This is a genomic window from Microbispora sp. ZYX-F-249 (assembly GCF_039649665.1).
Taxonomy (GTDB): domain Bacteria; phylum Actinomycetota; class Actinomycetes; order Streptosporangiales; family Streptosporangiaceae; genus Microbispora; species Microbispora maris.
Genome location: NZ_JBDJAW010000030.1, coordinates 1 through 17,238, shown reverse-complemented (window position 1 = coordinate 17,238; position 17,238 = coordinate 1). Strand labels below are relative to the sequence as shown.

The following is a 17,238-nucleotide window of genomic DNA, read 5'->3' as shown; positions in this document are numbered from 1 at the left end:
TCTCGGCGACGGATCAGGCAAACGGCTGGAACAGTTCGGCGATGTCCTCGGTGAGCAGCACCAGGCCGGCTCCCAGCAGGCCGGCGACCGTCGCCGTGAAGACACCGATCGGCTCCAGGGCCGGCGAGGTGGTGCCGAAGGCGAGTACCGCCCCGGTCGACGAGGCGGCCAGCAGCACGCCGTTCCGGATGAGCTGAGCCGGTCCCACCGGCGTGGACGAGCTGCCGAAGCAGTTGCAGGCCACCCGCCGCCGGGAGCGCACCGCCATCGTGATGGCGGCCGTGAACGCGGCCAGCAACGCCATCGCGATCACGAACCCCGCGCCGACCGTGGTCGGGACGGCGAGCAGGAGGGCCGCGGTGAGCTCACCGGCGATGACCGCGGGCGGCACGAGTGCCCGCGGGATCAGCGGCACCTTGGGCGCCAGCTCCCCGGCGGCGCTGCGGAAGGAGGTGTACGCGCTGCGACTTCGCACCTTGCTCACCGCCGACGCCACGAAGACCGCGCCGATCAGAAGGCGGCAGCAGACCAGGACATACTCCATCAAAACCCCTAATCCGATAAGGGCGCCGCGACTTTTCCCCGTTCGCGACCCCCTGTTTCCTCCCGCGTGCCCGGGAGCGGTCAAGGCGCCGTGACCGTTTCACCGGTCACGGCACCCTCTGCGCGTCGGAGGGCTCCCGAACCCGGTCAGCCCCGGACCGTCAGGTCATCCGGCCCGATCAGGGGCAGGTGTTGTACGGCGTGTTCACGCACGGGCACGGGTACCAGGGAGTGAAGTCTCCGTACCGGCCGTATCCACCGCAGATCGACGTGCCACACGGCAGGGTCTGCAGCACGGTCACCGTGCTGCCGCACCTCTTGACCTGCTTCAGGCCGGTGGTGGGATAGGGGTTGCCGGGGCACTGGTACAGCTCCCAGGCCACGCTGCACGGCGCCGCCTCGGCCCGGGTCGAGGGGACCAGGCGCTCCAGCATTCGGTCGGCGAGCGACCGGACGGTTCCAATCACAATTGGCCTTCTCTCTTCCGGCGGCCCCCTCGCGGGAGCCGAACTGCTGCGATACGGCCAACGTAGGGATCATGCGCATGGAACCGGCATGGCTGGAGAACACGACGCAGGGGTGAACGTGGCCACCGGGTGACCCCGCGTGGCACAGGGCCTCCCGTCGCCGCCGGCATGTCGAGCGGAGCGGGTGGCAGGGGGCGCGGTGCGGGTTGCGCCGACCTGCGAACCACCTCTCGCCTGGGCAAGTACGATCGACCCGTGACCGAAATGACCGAAACGACGCCAGGCTGGCTCGCCCCCGACGAGATCGAGTCGGTGCGTGGCCGGATGCCGATCCTGTACGTGGACGCCGTGCCGGTGCGCGTGGACGACACGGGCACCGTGACCCGCGTCGGCCTGCTGCTGCGGATCGGCGCGGACGGCACCGTGAGCCGGGCGCTGGTGTCCGGGCGGGTGTACTACCACGAGCGCATCCGCGACGCCCTCCTGCGCCACCTGGAGAAGGACCTCGGGCCGGTGGCGCTGCCGAGCGTGCCGGTCTCGCCGACGCCGTTCACCGTGGCGGAGTACTTTCCCACTCCGGGGGTCACGCCGTTCCACGACCCTCGGCAGCACGCGGTCTCCCTGGCCTACATCGTCCCCGTACGCGGTGACTGCCGGCCCAGGCAGGACGCCCTGGACCTGGAGTGGTTCACGCCGGAGGAGGCGGCCTCCCCGATCGTCCAGCAGGAGATGACCGGCGGCCAGGGCGTGCTGCTCAAGCAGGCCCTGGCCCACGTCGGCCGCCTGACCTGACGGGGTCATCCCTCCGCGAAAGTGGGGCCGAGCGCCCGCGCCAGCCGTTCCAGCCAGTCGCCGGCGGCCCCGGTGACGTGCGGATACTCGGCGCGGAACTCGTCCCAGTCCACCTGCAGGGTCCGGACGGTCTCCGGGCCGAACCGGCTCGCCGGGCGCTCGCGGAGCGCGTCGCGCAGAACCGCGTCGAGGAGGCCGCGGGGGAGCCGGACGCGCTCGGCGAGCAGGACGGCGTCGTAGAGGTCCTTGCCCTGCGGGTAGTCGTCGGTGGCCAGCCAGAGCAGCTTCCAGGCCAGCGACAGCTCCGGGGAGGCGGCCAGGACCGGCGTGGGCTCGCCCCCGCCGGTGCGCGGGATCAGGGCGAGCCCCGGCGGGACGGGCAGGCGCTCGTTGAAGGTGAAGTCGAGCTGCACGGTCCCCGGCGGAAGGTCGCCGGCCCGCCAGACGAACACCAGGCGCCGCCCGGGGACGCGGTCGTAGGTCCAGATCTCGTCCGTCGCGACGTCGCCCGGGTCGAAGGTCACCGCGCCGTCGGCCGGCCCGGCCACGGCAGCGGCGATGACGCCCTTGAACATCGCGGCGGTGAGCGGGCTGTCCATGTCCACGGTGGGCGGGACGACGACCCAGTCGAGATCGCCCGGCTCACGCGCCTCCCCGCCGACCCACGCCTCGAGCAGCAGACTGCCGCGCAGCACGAGGTTCTCCTGCCAAGAGGATTCGGCGACGACCCGGACCAGGTGGTCGATCGCCCGGCGCCGGGCACGCCGCCACCCGCGCCCCGTCTCCGGATCGTCGAAGACCGGTTCGCCGGCCCGGAAGGCCCGGTCGAACTGCTTGAGCGCCGGATCGAAGATGGGCGGCTGGCGGATCCCCGGCCGGTTCACGACCGGCAGGTAGGTCTCCGGGAAGTCCGGCGTCCCGCGAGGCGGGACGGTGACTCCCCCGGGGAGGGAGACATACGGGAACCGCTCCCAGCTCGACGTCATCTCTCCTCGATCCAGCCGTGGTCGGCACCGGGGTTGTCGTCGTGGACGACGAACTCGCGTTCGGCTTCGAGCACGGCGTAGCCGTGCCGTTCCAGGTCGGCGAGCAGCGCCTCGAAGCGCCGGCCGGCCGTGGACAGAGCGACACCCCGGCACCGCTGCGTGACGAACCGCTCGTGTGAACCGTCGTCGCGCCGCCGGCGGGCGTTCCGGGACACGTGCGCGCCGTGGGTCACGGCGAGTTCGGTGAGGGGCGTCAAATCTCCCCGCACGGCGACCTTGACGTGATGCTCGAAGTAGCGGCCCGGCATGGTCGCGGCGGCCTCGGCGGTCCGGGGGACGTCCTCGTTCCAGGGCGCCGCCTCGATCTTGACCCGGAGCACGGGAAACCCCTCGTCCCGTAACCGCGCGGCCCGGGTGGCCGCGGCCGTCATCTGCTCGCCGAGCGTGCCCGCGCCGCGGACGGTGAGCATCGGCTGGGAGCGGACCGTCCCACGCTCGAGCACGATGTGGGTGAACTTGGCGTCGTTCTCCCGCGCCCAGGCGGCGAGTGGCGCGACGTCGTCGGCGGCCACCGTCAGGTGGATGTCGAAGACGCCCCTGAACTCCGGGCCGCTTACGGGCACGCGCCCGATGCGGGGGGAGTGTGGCATGACGACGACCATAACCGAGCGCACGGGCGTGCGGCATCGCGATAACCGAGCGCACGGGCGTGCGGCATCGCGATTAAGCCGGCCGTACGGCCGCCCGCCTCACCGCAGGGACGCCGGCTCGTCCCAGCGGCGGGGGCCGGGGCGCTCCAGCAGGATCGTGTCGACGAGCAGCTCCAGCAGCAGGCGGTCGTACGCGTCGCCGACCCGCCGGTGCCGTTCGCGGCCGGCCTCGACCCGGGCGGCGACCACGGACCGGCCACCCGGCATCCGGCCGAAGCGGGCCTCGTAGATCTGGTGACCAGTACAGCTCCGGTGCAGGTGCAGCGTGTCGCCCTCCATGTAGGCGGACCACCGGTCGTCCATGCCCACGGGCCGGTGGCCGCGCCGGATGACCGCCCAATCGTCGTCGCTCCACACCCGCTCCGGCGGCGGCCGCCCACACAGTGAACGGCACGGTGTCGTGCGCCGCCGTCTTCCGGCCGTTGCCCACGGCGCGGGCCGCGAGCAGGGGATCGGCGACCGGGAGCAGCCGCCGGGCCGCGCCGATCCCGTCCCGTACGCCGCCGGGCGGTGTGTGGTCCAGCACGGCGTCGAGGAAGCGGCCGGGGGACAGGTCGGCCTCGGACGCCGCCACGGCGACGGCGACGGCCACCGCGATCGCCCAGTCTGGCACAGGCAGGCGGGCGGCGCCCCGCTCAGGCGGCGCCGACGACGGCGGCGAGGGCGGGCGGCAGCGGATAGGGCCGTTCCACGGGCGGCGCGGTGGCGCCGGCCCGGATCGCGCCGAGCGTGTCCGTGATGTCGGTGATGGACACGGTCCACTGGTCGACGTAGCGGTCGACGGCCTCCCGCGACAGGCCGATCTGGATCGACCGGTACGGCAGCGGGTTCAGGCGGGCGTCACGCTCGGGATCCCACTGGATCCGGACGGGGCTGTCGCGGAGCCGGGCGGCCCACATGGCGCGGTCGTCGCCGGGACCGGGATGGCTGGGACAGGAACGGGCGAGCGCCCATTCGAAGCCGTCGCGGGTGATCTCGACGGCGAGCACGCGGGTCTGGCCCGGCTTGGCGGCCCAGCCGCTGCGGTACATCATCCAGTGGAACGACGGCTTGATCCAGGTCATCCGCTCGCGTTTGAACGGCGGCACGAACCGTTGCGCGGCGACGGCTCTGCCGGCGATGGCCGGATCGTAGGCCTGGTAGACGGTGACGGCCTCCTCGGTGTAGGCGGCACGGATCTGCCGGTAGGGAACGCTCATGCCGCCGAGTGTCCCCACGCCGCGCGGGAGCGGGCAACCGGTTATCGCCGCGACCGGCGGAACTCCGGTCGTGCCGCCCCCCGGGCCTCCCGTGTCCCCGCCGATCGCCGACGGGGGCCGGGGCCGTACACGGCCGGCAGGTGACGGGTCAGGACGAGTGCGGTGAGCAGACCGGCGAGCGCGCACACGCCCGGCCAGCCGGCCGCGCTCCAGACGCGCACGCCGAGCCAGGAGCCCGCGCTGCCGCCGAGGTAGGCGCAGGTCATGTAGGCCGTGTTGAGCCTGCTGCGGGCGTCGGGACGCAGGGCGTAGATCCGGGCCTGGTTGGCGACCATGCCGGACTGCATCGCGACGTCGAGCAGCAGTGTGCCGGCAACCAGCGCGGCCAGCCCCCCGGCGCCGCCGAGGGACCCGGCGGCGAGCATCGCGGCCGACAGCAGGACCCCGAGCATGCAGACCAGGTTCACCGGATCGGGTCCATGGCGGTCCACCAGCCGGCCGGCGAGGGGAGTGCACAGCATGGTCGCCGCGCCGACCAGGGCGAGCATCCCGACGGCCTGAGCGCCCAGCCCGTACGCCGGGCCGGTGAGGAGGAGCGCCAGGCAGGTCCATACGGCCGAGAACCCGGCGAAGACGGCCGCCTGGTAGGCGCAGGAACGGCGCAGATCCGGCTCGGTGCGGAGCAGGCGCAGCGGTCCGGCCAGGAGCGCGAGGTACGGCCGGCGGGCGGACGCGGTCGTGACCGGCCCCTTCACCGGCCCCCTCACCGGCCCCTTCACCGGCTCCTCCACAGGCGCCGTCACCGGCACCGTGACGGCCAGGGCCGCCGCCAGGAGCAGCGCCAGGGCCGCGGCCACCAGGTACGGAGCCCGCCAGCCCAGCCATTCGCCGAGGGTTCCGCTGAAGGTCCGGGCCAGCAGCATGCCGCCGGTCGACCCGCTCAGCAGCGTGCCGATCACCGCTCCCCGGCGGCCGGGGGCGGCCAGACCGGCCGCCAGCGGGCCGACGACCGGCGCGGCCACGGTGGTCAGGCCGACCAGGGCACTGGCGGCGACGAGGGACGGCAGGGCCGGCGCGCTGCCCGCGGCGAGCAGGCCCAGGCCGGTCAGGGCGAGCAGGGCGACGAGGAACGGACGGTGCGGCAGACGGTCACCGAGCGGGACGAGCAGGACGATCCCGGCGGTGTAGCCGGCCTGGGTGGCGGTCACCACCAGGGCGCCCGCGTCGGGGGCCAGACGCAGCCCGGCCGCGACCAGCGGCACGATGGCCTGCGGGAAATAGACGTTGCCCACGGCCACCGCGCAGGTCACGGTCAGGATCGCGAGCACCGGGCGGCTCATGCGCCGGCCCCCGGCCCGCGCCGCGCGGGATCGGGCCCCGGCTCCCGCGCGCCCACCTGCCCGGCCGGGATCGGCCACGCCGCCGGGCGCCGGAGTTGCCCGGAGCCGAGAGCGGGCCGACGTGCCGGAGGGCGGGTCGTGTCACCCGCGGTCGCGGCGGTCGCGCCGGCGTCGATCGCCGTGGGTCGTTCGAGGAATGCGTGGATCACGGACAGAAGTTCACGCCACGGGTCTTTCGCCGCCAATGGATGTAGCCTCGAGCTTAATGATCAGCTTTGTGCTCGGGGTCGAGGACCTCGCGGACACGAGGTTCGCCCTCTCGCCGTTGACCGAGACGGTGCTCAGCCTGCGGGTGCTGCGCGACCCGGGCCTGTCCGCGATGCACCTGCCCTGGCGCAGGTCCGTTCTCGGCAGGCTCGGCGGGCTCGACACCGGCCTGCTGATGTCCCTGGTCGCCAGGAGGTTCACCGTCCCCGACTTCCTGACCCCGAGGCCCGCCACCTTCGCCCCGCACTTCGAGGAGGAGCTGGCGGTCGTCGGCCGGACCCCTCCCGATCTGGTCCGCCGCGACCTGCTCGCCGCGCACGCGCCGGATCCGCTGCCCGAGCCGCTGCGCGACGCGGCCGCCGCCGCCGACGCGCCGGTCGTACGGCTCCGGGACGCCGTCTGCGACCTCCTGGGACGCTACTGGGAGATCGCAGTCCGGCCGATGTGGCCGCAGATGCGGCTGGTGCTGGAGGCCGACATGACCTACCGGGCGCGGCAGCTCGCCGTGGGAGGCGCCCGCCTGCTGTTCGCGGGCATGCACCCGAACCTGCGCTGGGACCACGGCGTCCTGCACGTCGACAAGATGATCGGCAGCTTCCGCGTCGCGGCGGCCGGCCGGGGACTGCTGCTCGTGCCGTCCGTGTTCGCGCACAAGCCCGCGCCCCCGGTCCTCCCGGAGGAGCCTCCCACGCTGGTCTATCCCAGCCGCGGCGTGGCGACGCTCTGGAACCCGGCGCCCGTGGCGGACGAGACCGCTCTCGTGTCGCTTCTCGGCGCGCCGAGGGCGAGGCTGCTCGGCCTCCTCGGCGAGCCGCTGCCCACCGTCGAGATCGCCCGCCGCCTCAGGGTCACCCCGAGCGCCGTGTCCCAGCACCTGCGCGTGCTGTACGCCACGGGCCTGGTCACCCGGGCCCGCGACGGGCGGCAGGTGCTCTATCGGCGCAGCTCCCTGGGCGACCGGCTGGCCGGCGCGACGAGCGGCCGTTCAGTGACGTGAGGTCAGCGCCCGGGAGAGCACCTTGTGCACGTAGGTGTTGGGGTGCTTGCCGGTGAACAGGGTGGACAGGGGCCCCTGGGCCGTGACCGGCACATCCGCGCCGGTGTGCCCGGTGGTGGTCCAGTCCATGACGAACGTGAGATCGCTGCCGTGGATCGGGAACGGACCGTCCTCGGTCGACGGGTCGCTGCCGCTCTCGTCGCTGCCGGAGGTGTCCTCCACGGTGAGGCCGCCGCAGTCGTGGTCGCCCGTGACGACGAGAAGCGTGTCGGGGTGCGCGGCCACGTACGCCCTGGCGACCTTGACGGCCTTCTCCAGGGATGCCATGGCCTGGAGCACGCGGGTGCCGTTGTTCTCGTGCGCGAACTCGTCGATGCCCTCCTCCTCGACGAAGAGGAAGAAGCCCTTCTTGTTGGTGCTGAGGGTGTCGAGCGCCTTCCTGGTCATGGTGGCCAGGTCCACGGCCGGAGCGTAGACGTCGCCCTGGCCTTCGGGCCGCTGCTGGAACATCTCCTCGTTGCCGAACAGGCCCAGCAGCTTTCCCCGCTTCGCCCGGGCGAGCTCCTTCGCGGTGGAGACGTACTGGTAGCCGGCCCGCTTGGCCTGGTCGATCAGGTTGCCCTTGGTTCCCTTGCTGGCCTCGCCGGGATCCTCGGCGGGCTTGTCGGGCCACGCGCCGGGGGTGCCCGCCGGGAGCCACCAGTCCTCGCCGCCGCCGAGGATGACATCCGGCTTGCTGACCGCCAGGTACTGCCGCGCGATCTCGTCCTGGGCCGCCCGGTCGGCGGTCCGGGAGAACCACGCGGCAGGACTGGCGTCGGTCACCTGAGCCGTGGTGACGAGGCCGGTGGACTTGCCCGCCGCCTTGGCCTGCAGGCCCAGGATCGGCAGCGGCTTGCCCTTGACGTCCACGCTGATGGCGCCGTTGTAGGTCTTGGTCCCCGTCGCCCAGGCGGTGGCCGCCGCGGCGGAGTCGGTGACAGCGCTCGCGGGGTCGTGCGGACTGGTGGTCAGCTGCCCGGAGACCGGAAGCCTGTCCATGGTGAGCTGTCCGCCGAGGCCGGTCAGGTAGAGCCTCGCGGCTTCACGATGGGCCGCGGACATGCCGTCACCATTGATGAAGATCACGCTGCGTGCCCGGCCGCCGCCGTGGTCGGAGGTGGCGGCGTTCGCGGACGGAACGGAATCGAGGACCGCGCCGACGACCGCTGCCGTAGCCACAGCCGTCGTAGGAGCAAGCAGCCGCAGCAGACGCTTGCGGGAGGAACCCATATAGAACCCCCAAGTGACTATCCGTTGGCAAGACGGGGATATTACGGGCAGAAAACCATCACCAGGTGAACGTGGCCCGGCACCATCCTTAACCACGCCGGACCAGGTCTCCCGCTGATCGCGATATCTGTTCACGCGGCATAAACCCTTCATTGTCGCGATGCACACCGTCCCGCATCCTTAGCGGAGCTAACTTTCTCGCTGCCGTACCGATCGCCGAACCTGCGACCGGGTGACGGCTGCCGAGGAAGGACACGGATGCAACAAAGCGACGAACACAGGAGCCCGGCAGTCCGGGCTCGCGGGATCACGAAGTCCTTCGGTGATGTGGTCGCACTCGACGGCGTCGACCTCGACGTGGCGTACGGGCAGGTCCACGGCCTGGTCGGCCCGAACGGCGCGGGCAAGACGACGCTCCTCGGTCTGCTGCTGGGCTTGGCGGTCGCGGACGGCGGTCGCCTCGAGATCCTGAATACGCCGGTCGGGCGGACGCTCGCCGTCCCCGACGGCGTCGCGGGCTTCGTGGACGGACCCGGGCTCTATCCCTCGCTCACCGCGCGCCAGAACCTCTCGGCCCTGGCGTCGCTGGGACGGCACGACGCCGGTGGCGCCACCGGCGTCGGCGACGCGCTGGAGCAGGTCGGGCTCACCGACGTCGCCGACGACCGTGTCCGGGGCTTCTCACTGGGGATGCGCCAGCGGCTCGGGCTGGCCGCGGCGCTGCTCACCAAGCCACGGCTGCTCGTCCTCGACGAGCCGGCCAACGGCCTGGACCCCGCGGGCAAGCACCACGTGCACCGCGTCATCACCGGCCTCGCCGCGGACGGGACCGCGGTGGTCCTGTCCAGCCATCGCATGGACGACCTCGCCGCGCTGTGCTCCGAGGTGACCATCCTCGCCACCGGACGGGTCGTCTTCTCGGGCCCGGTGAGCAAGCTCGCCGCCGAGAGCGGCGAGCTCGACTACCGGCTGCTCACCTCCGACCCCGCGGCCGCCCGCCGGCTGGCGTCGGAGACCCCCGGGCTCCGCGTCGCGCCCGGCCGCGACCCCGCCCGGCGACTCGACGCCGGCGTACTCGTGGTGCACGGGCCCGTGCCGGCCGTCGACGAGCTGGTCGTACGGCTGGTGCGGGCCGGCGTGGCGCTCCGGGAGCTGGCGCCCGTGGTGACGCCGATCGAGGCCGCGTTCCTCAGCCTGACCGGGACCGTGCCTACGCAGACCGACGGGGAGGACCTGCGATGACCGCGACCGTCACCCGGCCCCCGGCCGGCGCACGGCCGGCGCCCGTGCTGCCCGGCTACCGGTTCGAGCTGGCCAAGCTGCTCTCCCAGTGGCGCATCCGCCTGCTGCTGCTCGCCTGCTGGGTCGCTCCGGCGGCCTTCGTGGCCGCCGTGAGCCTGCAGAGCTCGCTCCCCGCCGACACGGTCTTCGGCCGCTGGATGAACGTGACGGGCTGGGCGGGGGCGCTGGTCGTGCTCGACTTCTCGTGCACCTGGGCGCTTCCGCTGCTGACGGCGCTGGTCGCCGGTGACGTCTTCGCGGCCGAGGACCGGCTGGGCACCTGGCGCCACCTCCTCGTGGCGGTCCGCTCACCGAGACGGATCTTCGTGGCGAAGGGCCTCGCCAGCCTGACCGTGCTCCTGCTGCTGGTGGCGGGGCTGGCCGCGTCGGGCGTCATCGGCGGCCTGGTCGCGGTCGGCAACCGGCCGCTCGCCGGCCTGGACGGCCATCTCCTCCCCCCGGGGGACGCCGCAGCCACGGTTCTGCTCGCCTGGGTGTGCGTGCTGGCGCCGACGGTGGCGTTCGCCGCCGTCGGGCTCCTCGGCTCGGTGGCCCTGGGCCGCTCGCCGATGGGGCTGCTGATGCCCGCGCTGCTCGCCCTGGTGCTGCAGCTCGCACAGCTGCTCCCGCTGCCGGTGGCGGTGCGTACGGCCCTGCCGAACGGCGCCTTCATCGCCTGGCGCGGGCTGTTCACCGGCCCGGCGCAGACGGGCCCCCTCCTGGCCGGTCTCGCGGTGAGCCTGGTCTGGGCGGTCACCGCCACCGGGCTGGCCTACCGGCTGTTCCTGCGCCGCGACTTCACCGACCTCGCGTACGACGGGTCGGGCCGGCGGGTCGTCGTGGCGGCGGTCCTGCCGCTGGCCGCGCTGGTCGTCCTCACCGTGGGCGTGATCGCCGTCACGACCCCGGCCACGGGCTCGGGGATCGAGAAGGGGAAGCTGCAGGACTCGCTCGCCACGGCGTACGCCCATCTCTATCGGCTGCAGACGCGGGAGCTCCATCGTCCCGACGTCACCGAGGCGCAGATGGGGGCGTCCGCGTCCTGCGACAAGGGTGGTTCCCGGGTCCTCGACCGGGGACCGGGCAACGACTGGCGGTGCGTCGTGACCTGGCACCTCCCGGGCGCGGGCGCCGTCGGCTCCGCCGTCTACCAGCTCGACGTCACCGCGGACGGGCGGTACGTCGCCGACGGAGACGGACCCAAGGAGGTGAACGGCTACTTCCAGGTGCGCACCCCGGCCGGGGACGCACCCAACCCCCTCTGGCAGTTCGACGGGAACGTCGACCTGCTCGCAAGCACCCCGAAGGAATGATCCATGCACGTCATGCGTCAGCGCGTCGCGAAGGTCCCCCGCGGGCTCCTCACCGGACGCACCGGAAGGCGGACCCGCCTCCTCGCGGCCGCCACCGCCGCTCTCGTCGTCACCGGCGGCGGCATCGCCTACGCGTCCACCGACGGATTCGGCACCCAGCAGGTCGGCCAGACCACCCCCAAGGGCCTGGTCGTGTCGAGTGACCAGTACATCGACCCCATCGGCGAGCGCCTCGTCATCGCCAACGGCAAGATCATGTCGTCCTCGGTCAGCCCGGACGGCACCCACCTCGCGGCCTCGATCACGGACGGCGGGCTGGCGCTCGCCGTCGTCGACCTCGAGAACTGGAAGGTGCAGCAGCTCATCGGCAACAACGCGGCGGCGAACCTGCGCATCAGCGGCAACGACGTGGGCCAGGAAGGCCCCACGTACTCGCCGGACGGTTCGCAGCTGTGGCTGGGGCGGGCCGACGGCTACACCAGGTTCACCGTGAACCCGGACGGCAGCCTGGCCGACCCGGTGAACATCACCATCGCCGCGCAGGGCTCGAAGCGCGCACTGGTGGGCGAGGCGGTGTTCTCGCCGGACGGCAAGACTGTGTACTCGGCCGTCAACGGCCAGAACCGGGTGGTCGCCATCGACGCCGCGACCGGAGCCGTTCGGCAGAGCTGGGCCGTGGGCAACGCCCCTCGGGACATGATCATGGTCGGGACCAAGCTCTACGTCAGCAACGAGGGCGGCCGCCCGGCCAGGCCCGGCGAGACGACGATCAACTCCTACGGCACCCAGGTGCCGGCCGACCCGGACACCGGCGCCACCACCACCGGCACGGTCAGCGTCATCGACCTGGCGAACCCGTCCGGCGCGCCCGCGAGCATCGACGTGGGCCTGCACCCGACCGCCCTGTACGCCAAGAACGGGGCGCTGTTCGTCACCAACACCGCGACCAACGACGTGTCGGTCATCGACACGTCCACCGACACGGTCGTCCAGACCATCGCCACCCAGCCGTGGCCGCAGGCCTCCGTGGGCTACGAGCCCGACGCGGTGACGCTCACCGACGACGGGCATCTGCTGGTCACTCTCGGCCGCGCCAACGCGGTCGCCGTCTACCGCTACACGACGCCGCAGGAGCCGGTGAGCTACGTCGGCCTGCTCCCGACGGACTACTTCCCCGCGGAGATCACGACCGTCGGTGGCGACGTGCTGGTCTCCAACACCCGTGGCATCGACGCCCGCCGCCCCACCACCGCCGCCGGGCACGGCACCCACGACACGACGTCGAGCCTGCAGCGGTTCACGCCGCCGGACGACAGGGAGATCGCCAAGTACACGGCCAAGGTCTTCGCGCAGAACGGCTGGGGCAAGAACGACGTCAAGAAGGCCGAGGGCAAAAAGCAGAAGGCCGTGGCGGTCCCGAAGCGTCTCGGGGACCCCTCGACGATCAAGCACGTCTTCCTGATCGTCAAGGAGAACCGGACCTACGACCAGATCTTCGGTGACATCCCGCAGGGCAACGGCGACCCGTCGCTGGCCCAGTACGGCGAGAACGTGACGCCGAACCAGCACGCGCTGGCACGTCAGTTCGGCCTGTACGACAACACCTACGACATCGGCACCAACTCGGCCGAGGGCCACAACTGGCTGATGCAGGCCGACAACCCGGAGTACACCGAGTCCTCGGCCGGTGAATACCTGCGCAGCTACGACACCGAGGACGACGCGCTCGGCCACCAGCGGACCGGCTTCCTGTGGACCGGTGCGCAGGCGGCGGGCAAGACCGTGCGGAACTTCGGTGAGTTCCACCAGTTCCTCGCCAAGCCGTCCGGCGCCACCTGGCAGAACCTGTACTGCGACACCAAGAACATGGAAGCCACCGGGGCGAACACCGCCTACACCCTGAACTCGTCCTCGCCGATCCCGTCGCTCGACGAGGTGTCGGTGCACGGCTTCCCGAAGTTCGACACCAGCGTCCCGGACATCTACCGGTACGAGATCTGGAAGCGTGACTTCGAGGCCAACGGGCCGGCCAACCTCAACATGTTCTGGCTGTCCAGCGACCACACCGGCGGTCCGGTGAACGGGGCCGCCCAGGTCGCCGACAACGACCTGGCCGTCGGCAGGATCGCGGACAAGATCTCGCACAGCGAGTACTGGAAGGACTCGGCGATCTTCGTCGTCGAGGACGACTCCCAGGCCGGCACCGACCACGTCGACGGCCACCGTGCCCCGATCCAGATCATCAGCCCCTGGGCCAAGCACGGCACCGTGGACAGCCGCTACTACACGCAAATCACCATGATCCGCACCATCGAGCAGATCCTCGGGATCCAGCCGATGAACCAGAAGGACAGCGCCGCCACCCCGATGACGGCGGCATTCACCGACAAGCCCGACTACACCCCGTTCACCGCCCTGCCGAACCGCACGTCGCTGACGCTGGGGCTGTCGGGCTCCACCCTGCCGTCCTGCGGTGCGGACACCCCGGCGCCGCAGAACCCGGCCGCCGCGGCGGCGCCGTCGGCGAAGGTGCCCGCGGACAAGCAGGAGATCGCGAAGAAGTGGGGCGCCTGGAAGGCGCACCAGGCGTTCAACGGGCCCAACGCCAGGGCCGACTCCGGGAACCCGGAGCAGATGAACCGCTTCTCGTGGTACGAGGCGCACGACTACAAGAAGCCCTACCCGGGTGACGGCGAGATCTACGCGCCGGACCGGGTGCCGGGCGCCTACATCCCGTCGTCGGACAACGACGGCTGACGCGGGCCGATCGCACGGAGGGCCCCTGACCGGCGTCACCGCCGGCCAGGGGCCTTTCCCGCCCCCGCACGGGGCGGGAGACCGGCCGGGGCCGCGTACGCGGGTGGCCGGGTCAGCGCCGCGCGTGCGCGCCGCCGGCCGTCCTGGCGCCCAGGAGCTCGGAGAAGAGGTTCTCCCACAGGGGCATCACGTTCTCCGGCGCGTACTCCATGGCGGTCGCCGCGGCGGCGGCGCCCATGCGCAGCCGCAGGTCGCGGTCGGCGATGAGCCGGTTGAGGGCCGCGGCCAGGGCGTCCACGTCCCCGCAGGGCACCAGGACGCCGTCGGTCCCGTCGGTGAGCACGTCGCCGGGGCCGGTCGGGCAGTCGAACGCCACGATCGGCAGCGCGTGGGTCATCGCCTCGATCATGACCATCGGCAGGCCCTCGAACCGGCTGCTCAGCGCGTAGATCGAGGCCCGGGCGAGCTCGTCGTCGAGGCGGTCGGTCCGGCCCATGAGCGTCACGTGCCCGGACAGGCCGTGCTCGCCGATCAGCGCGCGCAGGGCGGCCTTCTTCGGGCCGGTGCCGAAGACGCGCAGGCGCCACTCCGGATGTTCCTTGACCACCTGGGCGAACGCCGGGAGCAGCAGGTCGAAGCCCTTCTGCTTGACCAGGCGTCCCGCGGCGACCACCACGGGATGCTCCTGCCGGGACGGCGTCTGGTTCACCGAGTGGACCGCGTTCGGGATCCGCACGATCCTCGCGCCGGGCAGCGCCTGCTCGTACTCGCGCTGGTCGCTGGCCGTCAGCACCGTGACCGCGTCGAACGCTCCGTAGTGCCGGACGATCTCCGCGCGCAGCGTCGCGGGATAGGTGCCGAGGTTCATGTGCTCCTGCGCCACCCGCACGACGTCCTTGGAGGCGCGGCGCGCGGAGATCAGGTTCAGCGCCGGGCGGGTGGTCACGAGCACGCCGTCGCGCAGGGAGGAGACGTAGTCGATGACCGCCTTCTCCACCCGTTCGGTGAAGTAGCCCGCGGCGAACTCGCCGTACGGCACGATCTTGCCGCGCAGCCGCCGCCACACGCGGCGGCCGAGGGAGTCGGCCCGCACGCCGGCCCGCTGGTCCACGAGCGTGGTGAGGGCGACGGCGGGATGCAGCCGGAACTGCGGCTCCTCACGGCGGCGCACCACACTGACGATCTCCACGTCGTGGCCGAGCGCGGCCATCGCGTTCGCCTGGTTGACCACGGTGCGGATCGTGCCGCCCATGCCGTAGGCGTGCAGGAGCATGTATCGGATCCTCATCCGCGGCCGCCCTCCTCACGGGGCAGGTAGCCCCAGCTGCGGCAGATCGGTTTGAGTGGATCGGGTATCTCGTCCGGCCCCGGCAGGTCGCGTCCCGGCTGGACCGTGCCCGACCGGATCTTGTCGCTCCAGTCGCCGAGGCCCTTCTGCACGACCTTCTGCTCGCCGTACGCCAGCATGCCGGGCTCCCACTCGACACCGAGGAACTCGCAGATGGCGCGGGTCGTCTTCTCCGGCTCGGTGGTCAGGTCCTCGTAGCGGACGGTCAGGCCGGTGAGGGCCTGCTTGGCCCGCTGCACGGCCTTCATGTAGCGCAGCGCGTCGGCGGCGGCCTCCTCCCGGGTGCGCTTGACGGGGTCCGCCTCGTACCAGGACGCGGCGATGGACGCGGGGTGCCGCAGCAGGAAGACGAACCGGGCGTCCGGCCAGCAGGCGGCGATCCTGGCGTACGCGAAGGCGTTGGCGGGGGTCTTGTCCACGATGGTCCGCTTGCCGCTGCGTACGAGCTCGCGGTGGAGCACCCGGTCCCAGAGCATGTGCTCCAGGTCGGCCTGGTTGTGGCCGAGCGCCTCCATCGCCTTGCGGGCCAGCGGCGTGCCGAATCCGACGGTCAGCCGCCGGACGTGCAGTTCATGCGGGGCGTGCAGATCGGGATGGGCGTTGAGGATCGACCGCAGCAGGGTGGAACCCGACCGCACCGGGGACATGACGAACACCGGAGCGACCAGGAGGCGGTCGGCGCGCGGATCGGCCGGTGGGCGCACCAGTTCCTCGGGCGCCGGAGCCGGCGCGGGGGGCTTCGACGACGGCGCGGCGGGCCGGACACGGGTGAGCTGGACCCCTGTGAACTTGACGAGTGCGCCGTTGATCCTCCGCTGCCATGTCATGGCCCGCGAATCTACCGGTGCTTCCGGGGAATTCCCTGAGAATCAACCCCCCGTTCACCTGTGACCCCAGCACTGTCACCAGGAGATCTGCCGCCGCGGGGTGGTCAGCCACCGGCGGGCCGCGTCCAGGTGGGCGTCGCCCAGACCGTCCCGGGGGTCGACGGCGACGACCAGGAAGTCGCCGACGCCCGGATGGCCGTGCAGGTACTCCAGATCGGCCGGCCCGAGGTCGTCGTCGAGCCACACGAACGGCCGGCCGCGGACGTACTCCGCGACGTGCCAGGTCTTGAGGTTCACCCCGTGCGGGCGGGGAGGGTCGCCGTCGATCGGGACGACGGGCAGCGGGGGCAGGCCGATCTTGGGTCCGATCTCCTGGTTGGCGCGCTCGCCCCAGGTCGTCGCCCAGGTCAGCGCCACGCCGGTCTCCCGGCGCAGCGCGATCAGCTTGGCGCCGTGGCGGGGATCGAGCAGCAGCCGGAACCCCTCGCCCTCCACCACGCACTCGAACCGGCGGAAACGCGGCGAGGAGCGCCGTACGGGGTTGAGCACCCCGTCGACGTCCAGCAGCAGCAGCGCGCCGTCCATCACACGGCCATCATCTCGCCGCCGGCGTCGCCCCTCCACCCGGCGTCCAGGTCCGGAAACGCGAACCGGATCCGGCCGGACATGTCGTCCGAACCGGATCCGGTGTGGTCGCCAGGGATCAGGTCCCAGAGATCAGGGCCCAGGGATCAGGCCACAGAGGTCAGGCCCTGGTGCAGGTGAGGGTCGGGGTGGCCGCGCTGCCGTTGGCGGTGAAGCCGAAGGTGGTGGTCGCCCCGGACGCGACGGAGCCGTTGTAGGGGGCGTTGCGGACGGTCACGCTGGAGCCGGACCCGCTCTGCGTGCCGTTCCACAGGCTGCTGATGCTCTGTCCGCCGGGCCAGGTCCAGTTCACCGTCCAGCCGTTGAGCGCCGCGCCTGCCTTGACGGTGACCTCGGACTGGAAGCCGCCGGGCCAGGAGTTGACCGTACGGATCGTCGCGCTGCATCCGCCCGGCTCGGGCGAGGTGCCGGGGGAGGTGCCGGGCGACGGGCTGACCGGCGGGGTCGGGCTCGGGCTGACCGGCGGGGTGGGGCTGGGCGAGGTGTTCGGGCCG

At 72.3% G+C, this 17,238-nt stretch carries 17 protein-coding genes; 5 read left to right on the top strand and 12 right to left on the bottom strand.

Translation table 11 applies throughout. The annotated features are described in order from the left end of the window. Positions 1-13: 13 nt before the first annotated feature. Positions 14-544 carry a MauE/DoxX family redox-associated membrane protein gene (locus AAH991_RS28910; protein WP_346229076.1) on the bottom strand — a complete coding sequence of 177 codons (531 nt, stop codon included), beginning with the start codon at positions 542-544 and terminating at the stop codon, positions 14-16. Positions 545-722: 178 nt separating this feature from the next. Beyond that, entirely contained in the window at positions 723-1,010 is a 288-nt protein-coding gene (locus AAH991_RS28905) for a hypothetical protein (protein ID WP_346229075.1), read from the bottom strand. Between the two features lie 255 nt (positions 1,011-1,265). Here AAH991_RS28905 and AAH991_RS28900 point away from each other — a divergent pair, with 255 nt between their 5' ends. After that, entirely contained in the window at positions 1,266-1,802 is a 537-nt protein-coding gene (locus AAH991_RS28900) for an NUDIX hydrolase family protein (RefSeq protein ID WP_346229074.1), read from the top strand. A 5-nt stretch (positions 1,803-1,807) separates the two neighbouring features. On the opposite strand, the gene AAH991_RS28895 is transcribed toward AAH991_RS28900, so the two are convergent. The 5 genes from AAH991_RS28895 to AAH991_RS28875 form a co-directional block, all read right to left on the bottom strand. Then, positions 1,808-2,788, bottom strand: a complete 981-nt coding sequence (locus AAH991_RS28895) for a nucleotidyl transferase AbiEii/AbiGii toxin family protein (RefSeq protein WP_346229073.1) — start codon at positions 2,786-2,788, stop codon at positions 1,808-1,810. After that, complete coding sequence (locus tag AAH991_RS28890; protein WP_346229072.1) at positions 2,785-3,438, bottom strand: hypothetical protein; 654 nt, start codon at positions 3,436-3,438, stop codon at positions 2,785-2,787. The genes AAH991_RS28895 and AAH991_RS28890 overlap by 4 nt, the downstream gene beginning before the upstream one ends. 99 nt (positions 3,439-3,537) lie before the next feature. After that, a complete protein-coding gene (locus tag AAH991_RS28885) occupies positions 3,538-3,855 on the bottom strand; it encodes a lipocalin/fatty acid-binding family protein (RefSeq protein ID WP_346229071.1) in 318 nt (105 codons plus the stop codon). A 278-nt stretch (positions 3,856-4,133) separates the two neighbouring features. Further along, positions 4,134-4,697: a DUF4291 domain-containing protein gene (locus AAH991_RS28880; RefSeq protein ID WP_346229070.1), complete on the bottom strand. Its 564-nt coding sequence runs from the start codon at positions 4,695-4,697 to the stop codon at positions 4,134-4,136. Between the two features lie 41 nt (positions 4,698-4,738). Continuing rightward, on the bottom strand, positions 4,739-6,037 hold the full coding sequence (locus AAH991_RS28875; RefSeq protein ID WP_346229069.1) for an MFS transporter: 1,299 nt from the start codon (positions 6,035-6,037) through the stop codon (positions 4,739-4,741). 265 nt (positions 6,038-6,302) lie between these two features. On the opposite strand from AAH991_RS28875, the gene AAH991_RS28870 reads away from it, so the two are divergent. Then, on the top strand, positions 6,303-7,301 hold the full coding sequence (locus tag AAH991_RS28870; RefSeq protein WP_346229068.1) for an ArsR/SmtB family transcription factor: 999 nt from the start codon (positions 6,303-6,305) through the stop codon (positions 7,299-7,301). Here AAH991_RS28870 and AAH991_RS28865 read toward each other — a convergent pair. Continuing rightward, entirely contained in the window at positions 7,290-8,522 is a 1,233-nt protein-coding gene (locus AAH991_RS28865) for an alkaline phosphatase (protein ID WP_346229067.1), read from the bottom strand. The genes AAH991_RS28870 and AAH991_RS28865 overlap by 12 nt on opposite strands. A 378-nt stretch (positions 8,523-8,900) precedes the next feature. Between AAH991_RS28865 and AAH991_RS28860 the strand changes: the two genes are divergently transcribed. From AAH991_RS28860 to AAH991_RS28850, 3 genes are read left to right on the top strand one after another with little or no spacing between them, the layout of a single operon-like run. Beyond that, complete coding sequence (locus tag AAH991_RS28860; RefSeq protein ID WP_346229066.1) at positions 8,901-9,815, top strand: ABC transporter ATP-binding protein; 915 nt, start codon at positions 8,901-8,903, stop codon at positions 9,813-9,815. Further along, positions 9,812-11,167 carry an ABC-2 transporter permease family protein gene (locus AAH991_RS28855; RefSeq protein ID WP_346229065.1) on the top strand — a complete coding sequence of 452 codons (1,356 nt, stop codon included), beginning with the start codon at positions 9,812-9,814 and terminating at the stop codon, positions 11,165-11,167. Before AAH991_RS28860 ends, AAH991_RS28855 begins: the two co-directional genes overlap by 4 nt. A 3-nt stretch (positions 11,168-11,170) precedes the next feature. Then, entirely contained in the window at positions 11,171-13,924 is a 2,754-nt protein-coding gene (locus AAH991_RS28850) for a bifunctional YncE family protein/alkaline phosphatase family protein (RefSeq protein WP_346229064.1), read from the top strand. A 112-nt stretch (positions 13,925-14,036) separates the two neighbouring features. On the opposite strand, the gene AAH991_RS28845 is transcribed toward AAH991_RS28850, so the two are convergent. The 4 genes from AAH991_RS28845 to AAH991_RS28830 form a co-directional block, all read right to left on the bottom strand. Further along, on the bottom strand, positions 14,037-15,212 hold the full coding sequence (locus AAH991_RS28845; RefSeq protein ID WP_346229063.1) for a glycosyltransferase family 4 protein: 1,176 nt from the start codon (positions 15,210-15,212) through the stop codon (positions 14,037-14,039). Then, a complete protein-coding gene (locus AAH991_RS28840; RefSeq protein ID WP_346229062.1) occupies positions 15,209-16,099 on the bottom strand; it encodes a sulfotransferase family protein in 891 nt (296 codons plus the stop codon). Before AAH991_RS28840 ends, AAH991_RS28845 begins: the two co-directional genes overlap by 4 nt. Positions 16,100-16,174: 75 nt before the next feature. Continuing rightward, positions 16,175-16,684, bottom strand: a complete 510-nt coding sequence (locus AAH991_RS28835) for an HAD domain-containing protein (protein ID WP_346229142.1) — start codon at positions 16,682-16,684, stop codon at positions 16,175-16,177. 160 nt (positions 16,685-16,844) lie between these two features. Continuing rightward, the coding region (locus AAH991_RS28830; protein ID WP_346229061.1) for a cellulose binding domain-containing protein at positions 16,845-17,238 on the bottom strand (394 nt) is incomplete at its 5' end.

Bases quoted from the DNA above. Each gene is read 5' to 3' on its own strand.
- AAH991_RS28910 (WP_346229076.1), bottom strand. From the start codon at position 544: ATGGAGTATGTCCTGGTCTGCTGCCGCCTTCTGATCGGCGCGGTCTTC.
- AAH991_RS28895 (WP_346229073.1), bottom strand. From the start codon at position 2,788: ATGACGTCGAGCTGGGAGCGGTTCCCGTATGTCTCCCTCCCCGGGGGA.
- AAH991_RS28890 (WP_346229072.1), bottom strand. From the start codon at position 3,438: ATGCCACACTCCCCCCGCATCGGGCGCGTGCCCGTAAGCGGCCCGGAG.
- AAH991_RS28880 (WP_346229070.1), bottom strand. From the start codon at position 4,697: ATGAGCGTTCCCTACCGGCAGATCCGTGCCGCCTACACCGAGGAGGCC.
- AAH991_RS28875 (WP_346229069.1), bottom strand. From the start codon at position 6,037: ATGAGCCGCCCGGTGCTCGCGATCCTGACCGTGACCTGCGCGGTGGCC.
- AAH991_RS28870 (WP_346229068.1), top strand. From the start codon at position 6,303: ATGATCAGCTTTGTGCTCGGGGTCGAGGACCTCGCGGACACGAGGTTC.
- AAH991_RS28855 (WP_346229065.1), top strand. From the start codon at position 9,812: ATGACCGCGACCGTCACCCGGCCCCCGGCCGGCGCACGGCCGGCGCCC.
- AAH991_RS28850 (WP_346229064.1), top strand. From the start codon at position 11,171: ATGCACGTCATGCGTCAGCGCGTCGCGAAGGTCCCCCGCGGGCTCCTC.
- AAH991_RS28845 (WP_346229063.1), bottom strand. From the start codon at position 15,212: ATGAGGATCCGATACATGCTCCTGCACGCCTACGGCATGGGCGGCACG.
- AAH991_RS28840 (WP_346229062.1), bottom strand. From the start codon at position 16,099: ATGACATGGCAGCGGAGGATCAACGGCGCACTCGTCAAGTTCACAGGG.
- AAH991_RS28835 (WP_346229142.1), bottom strand. From the start codon at position 16,684: ATGGACGGCGCGCTGCTGCTGCTGGACGTCGACGGGGTGCTCAACCCC.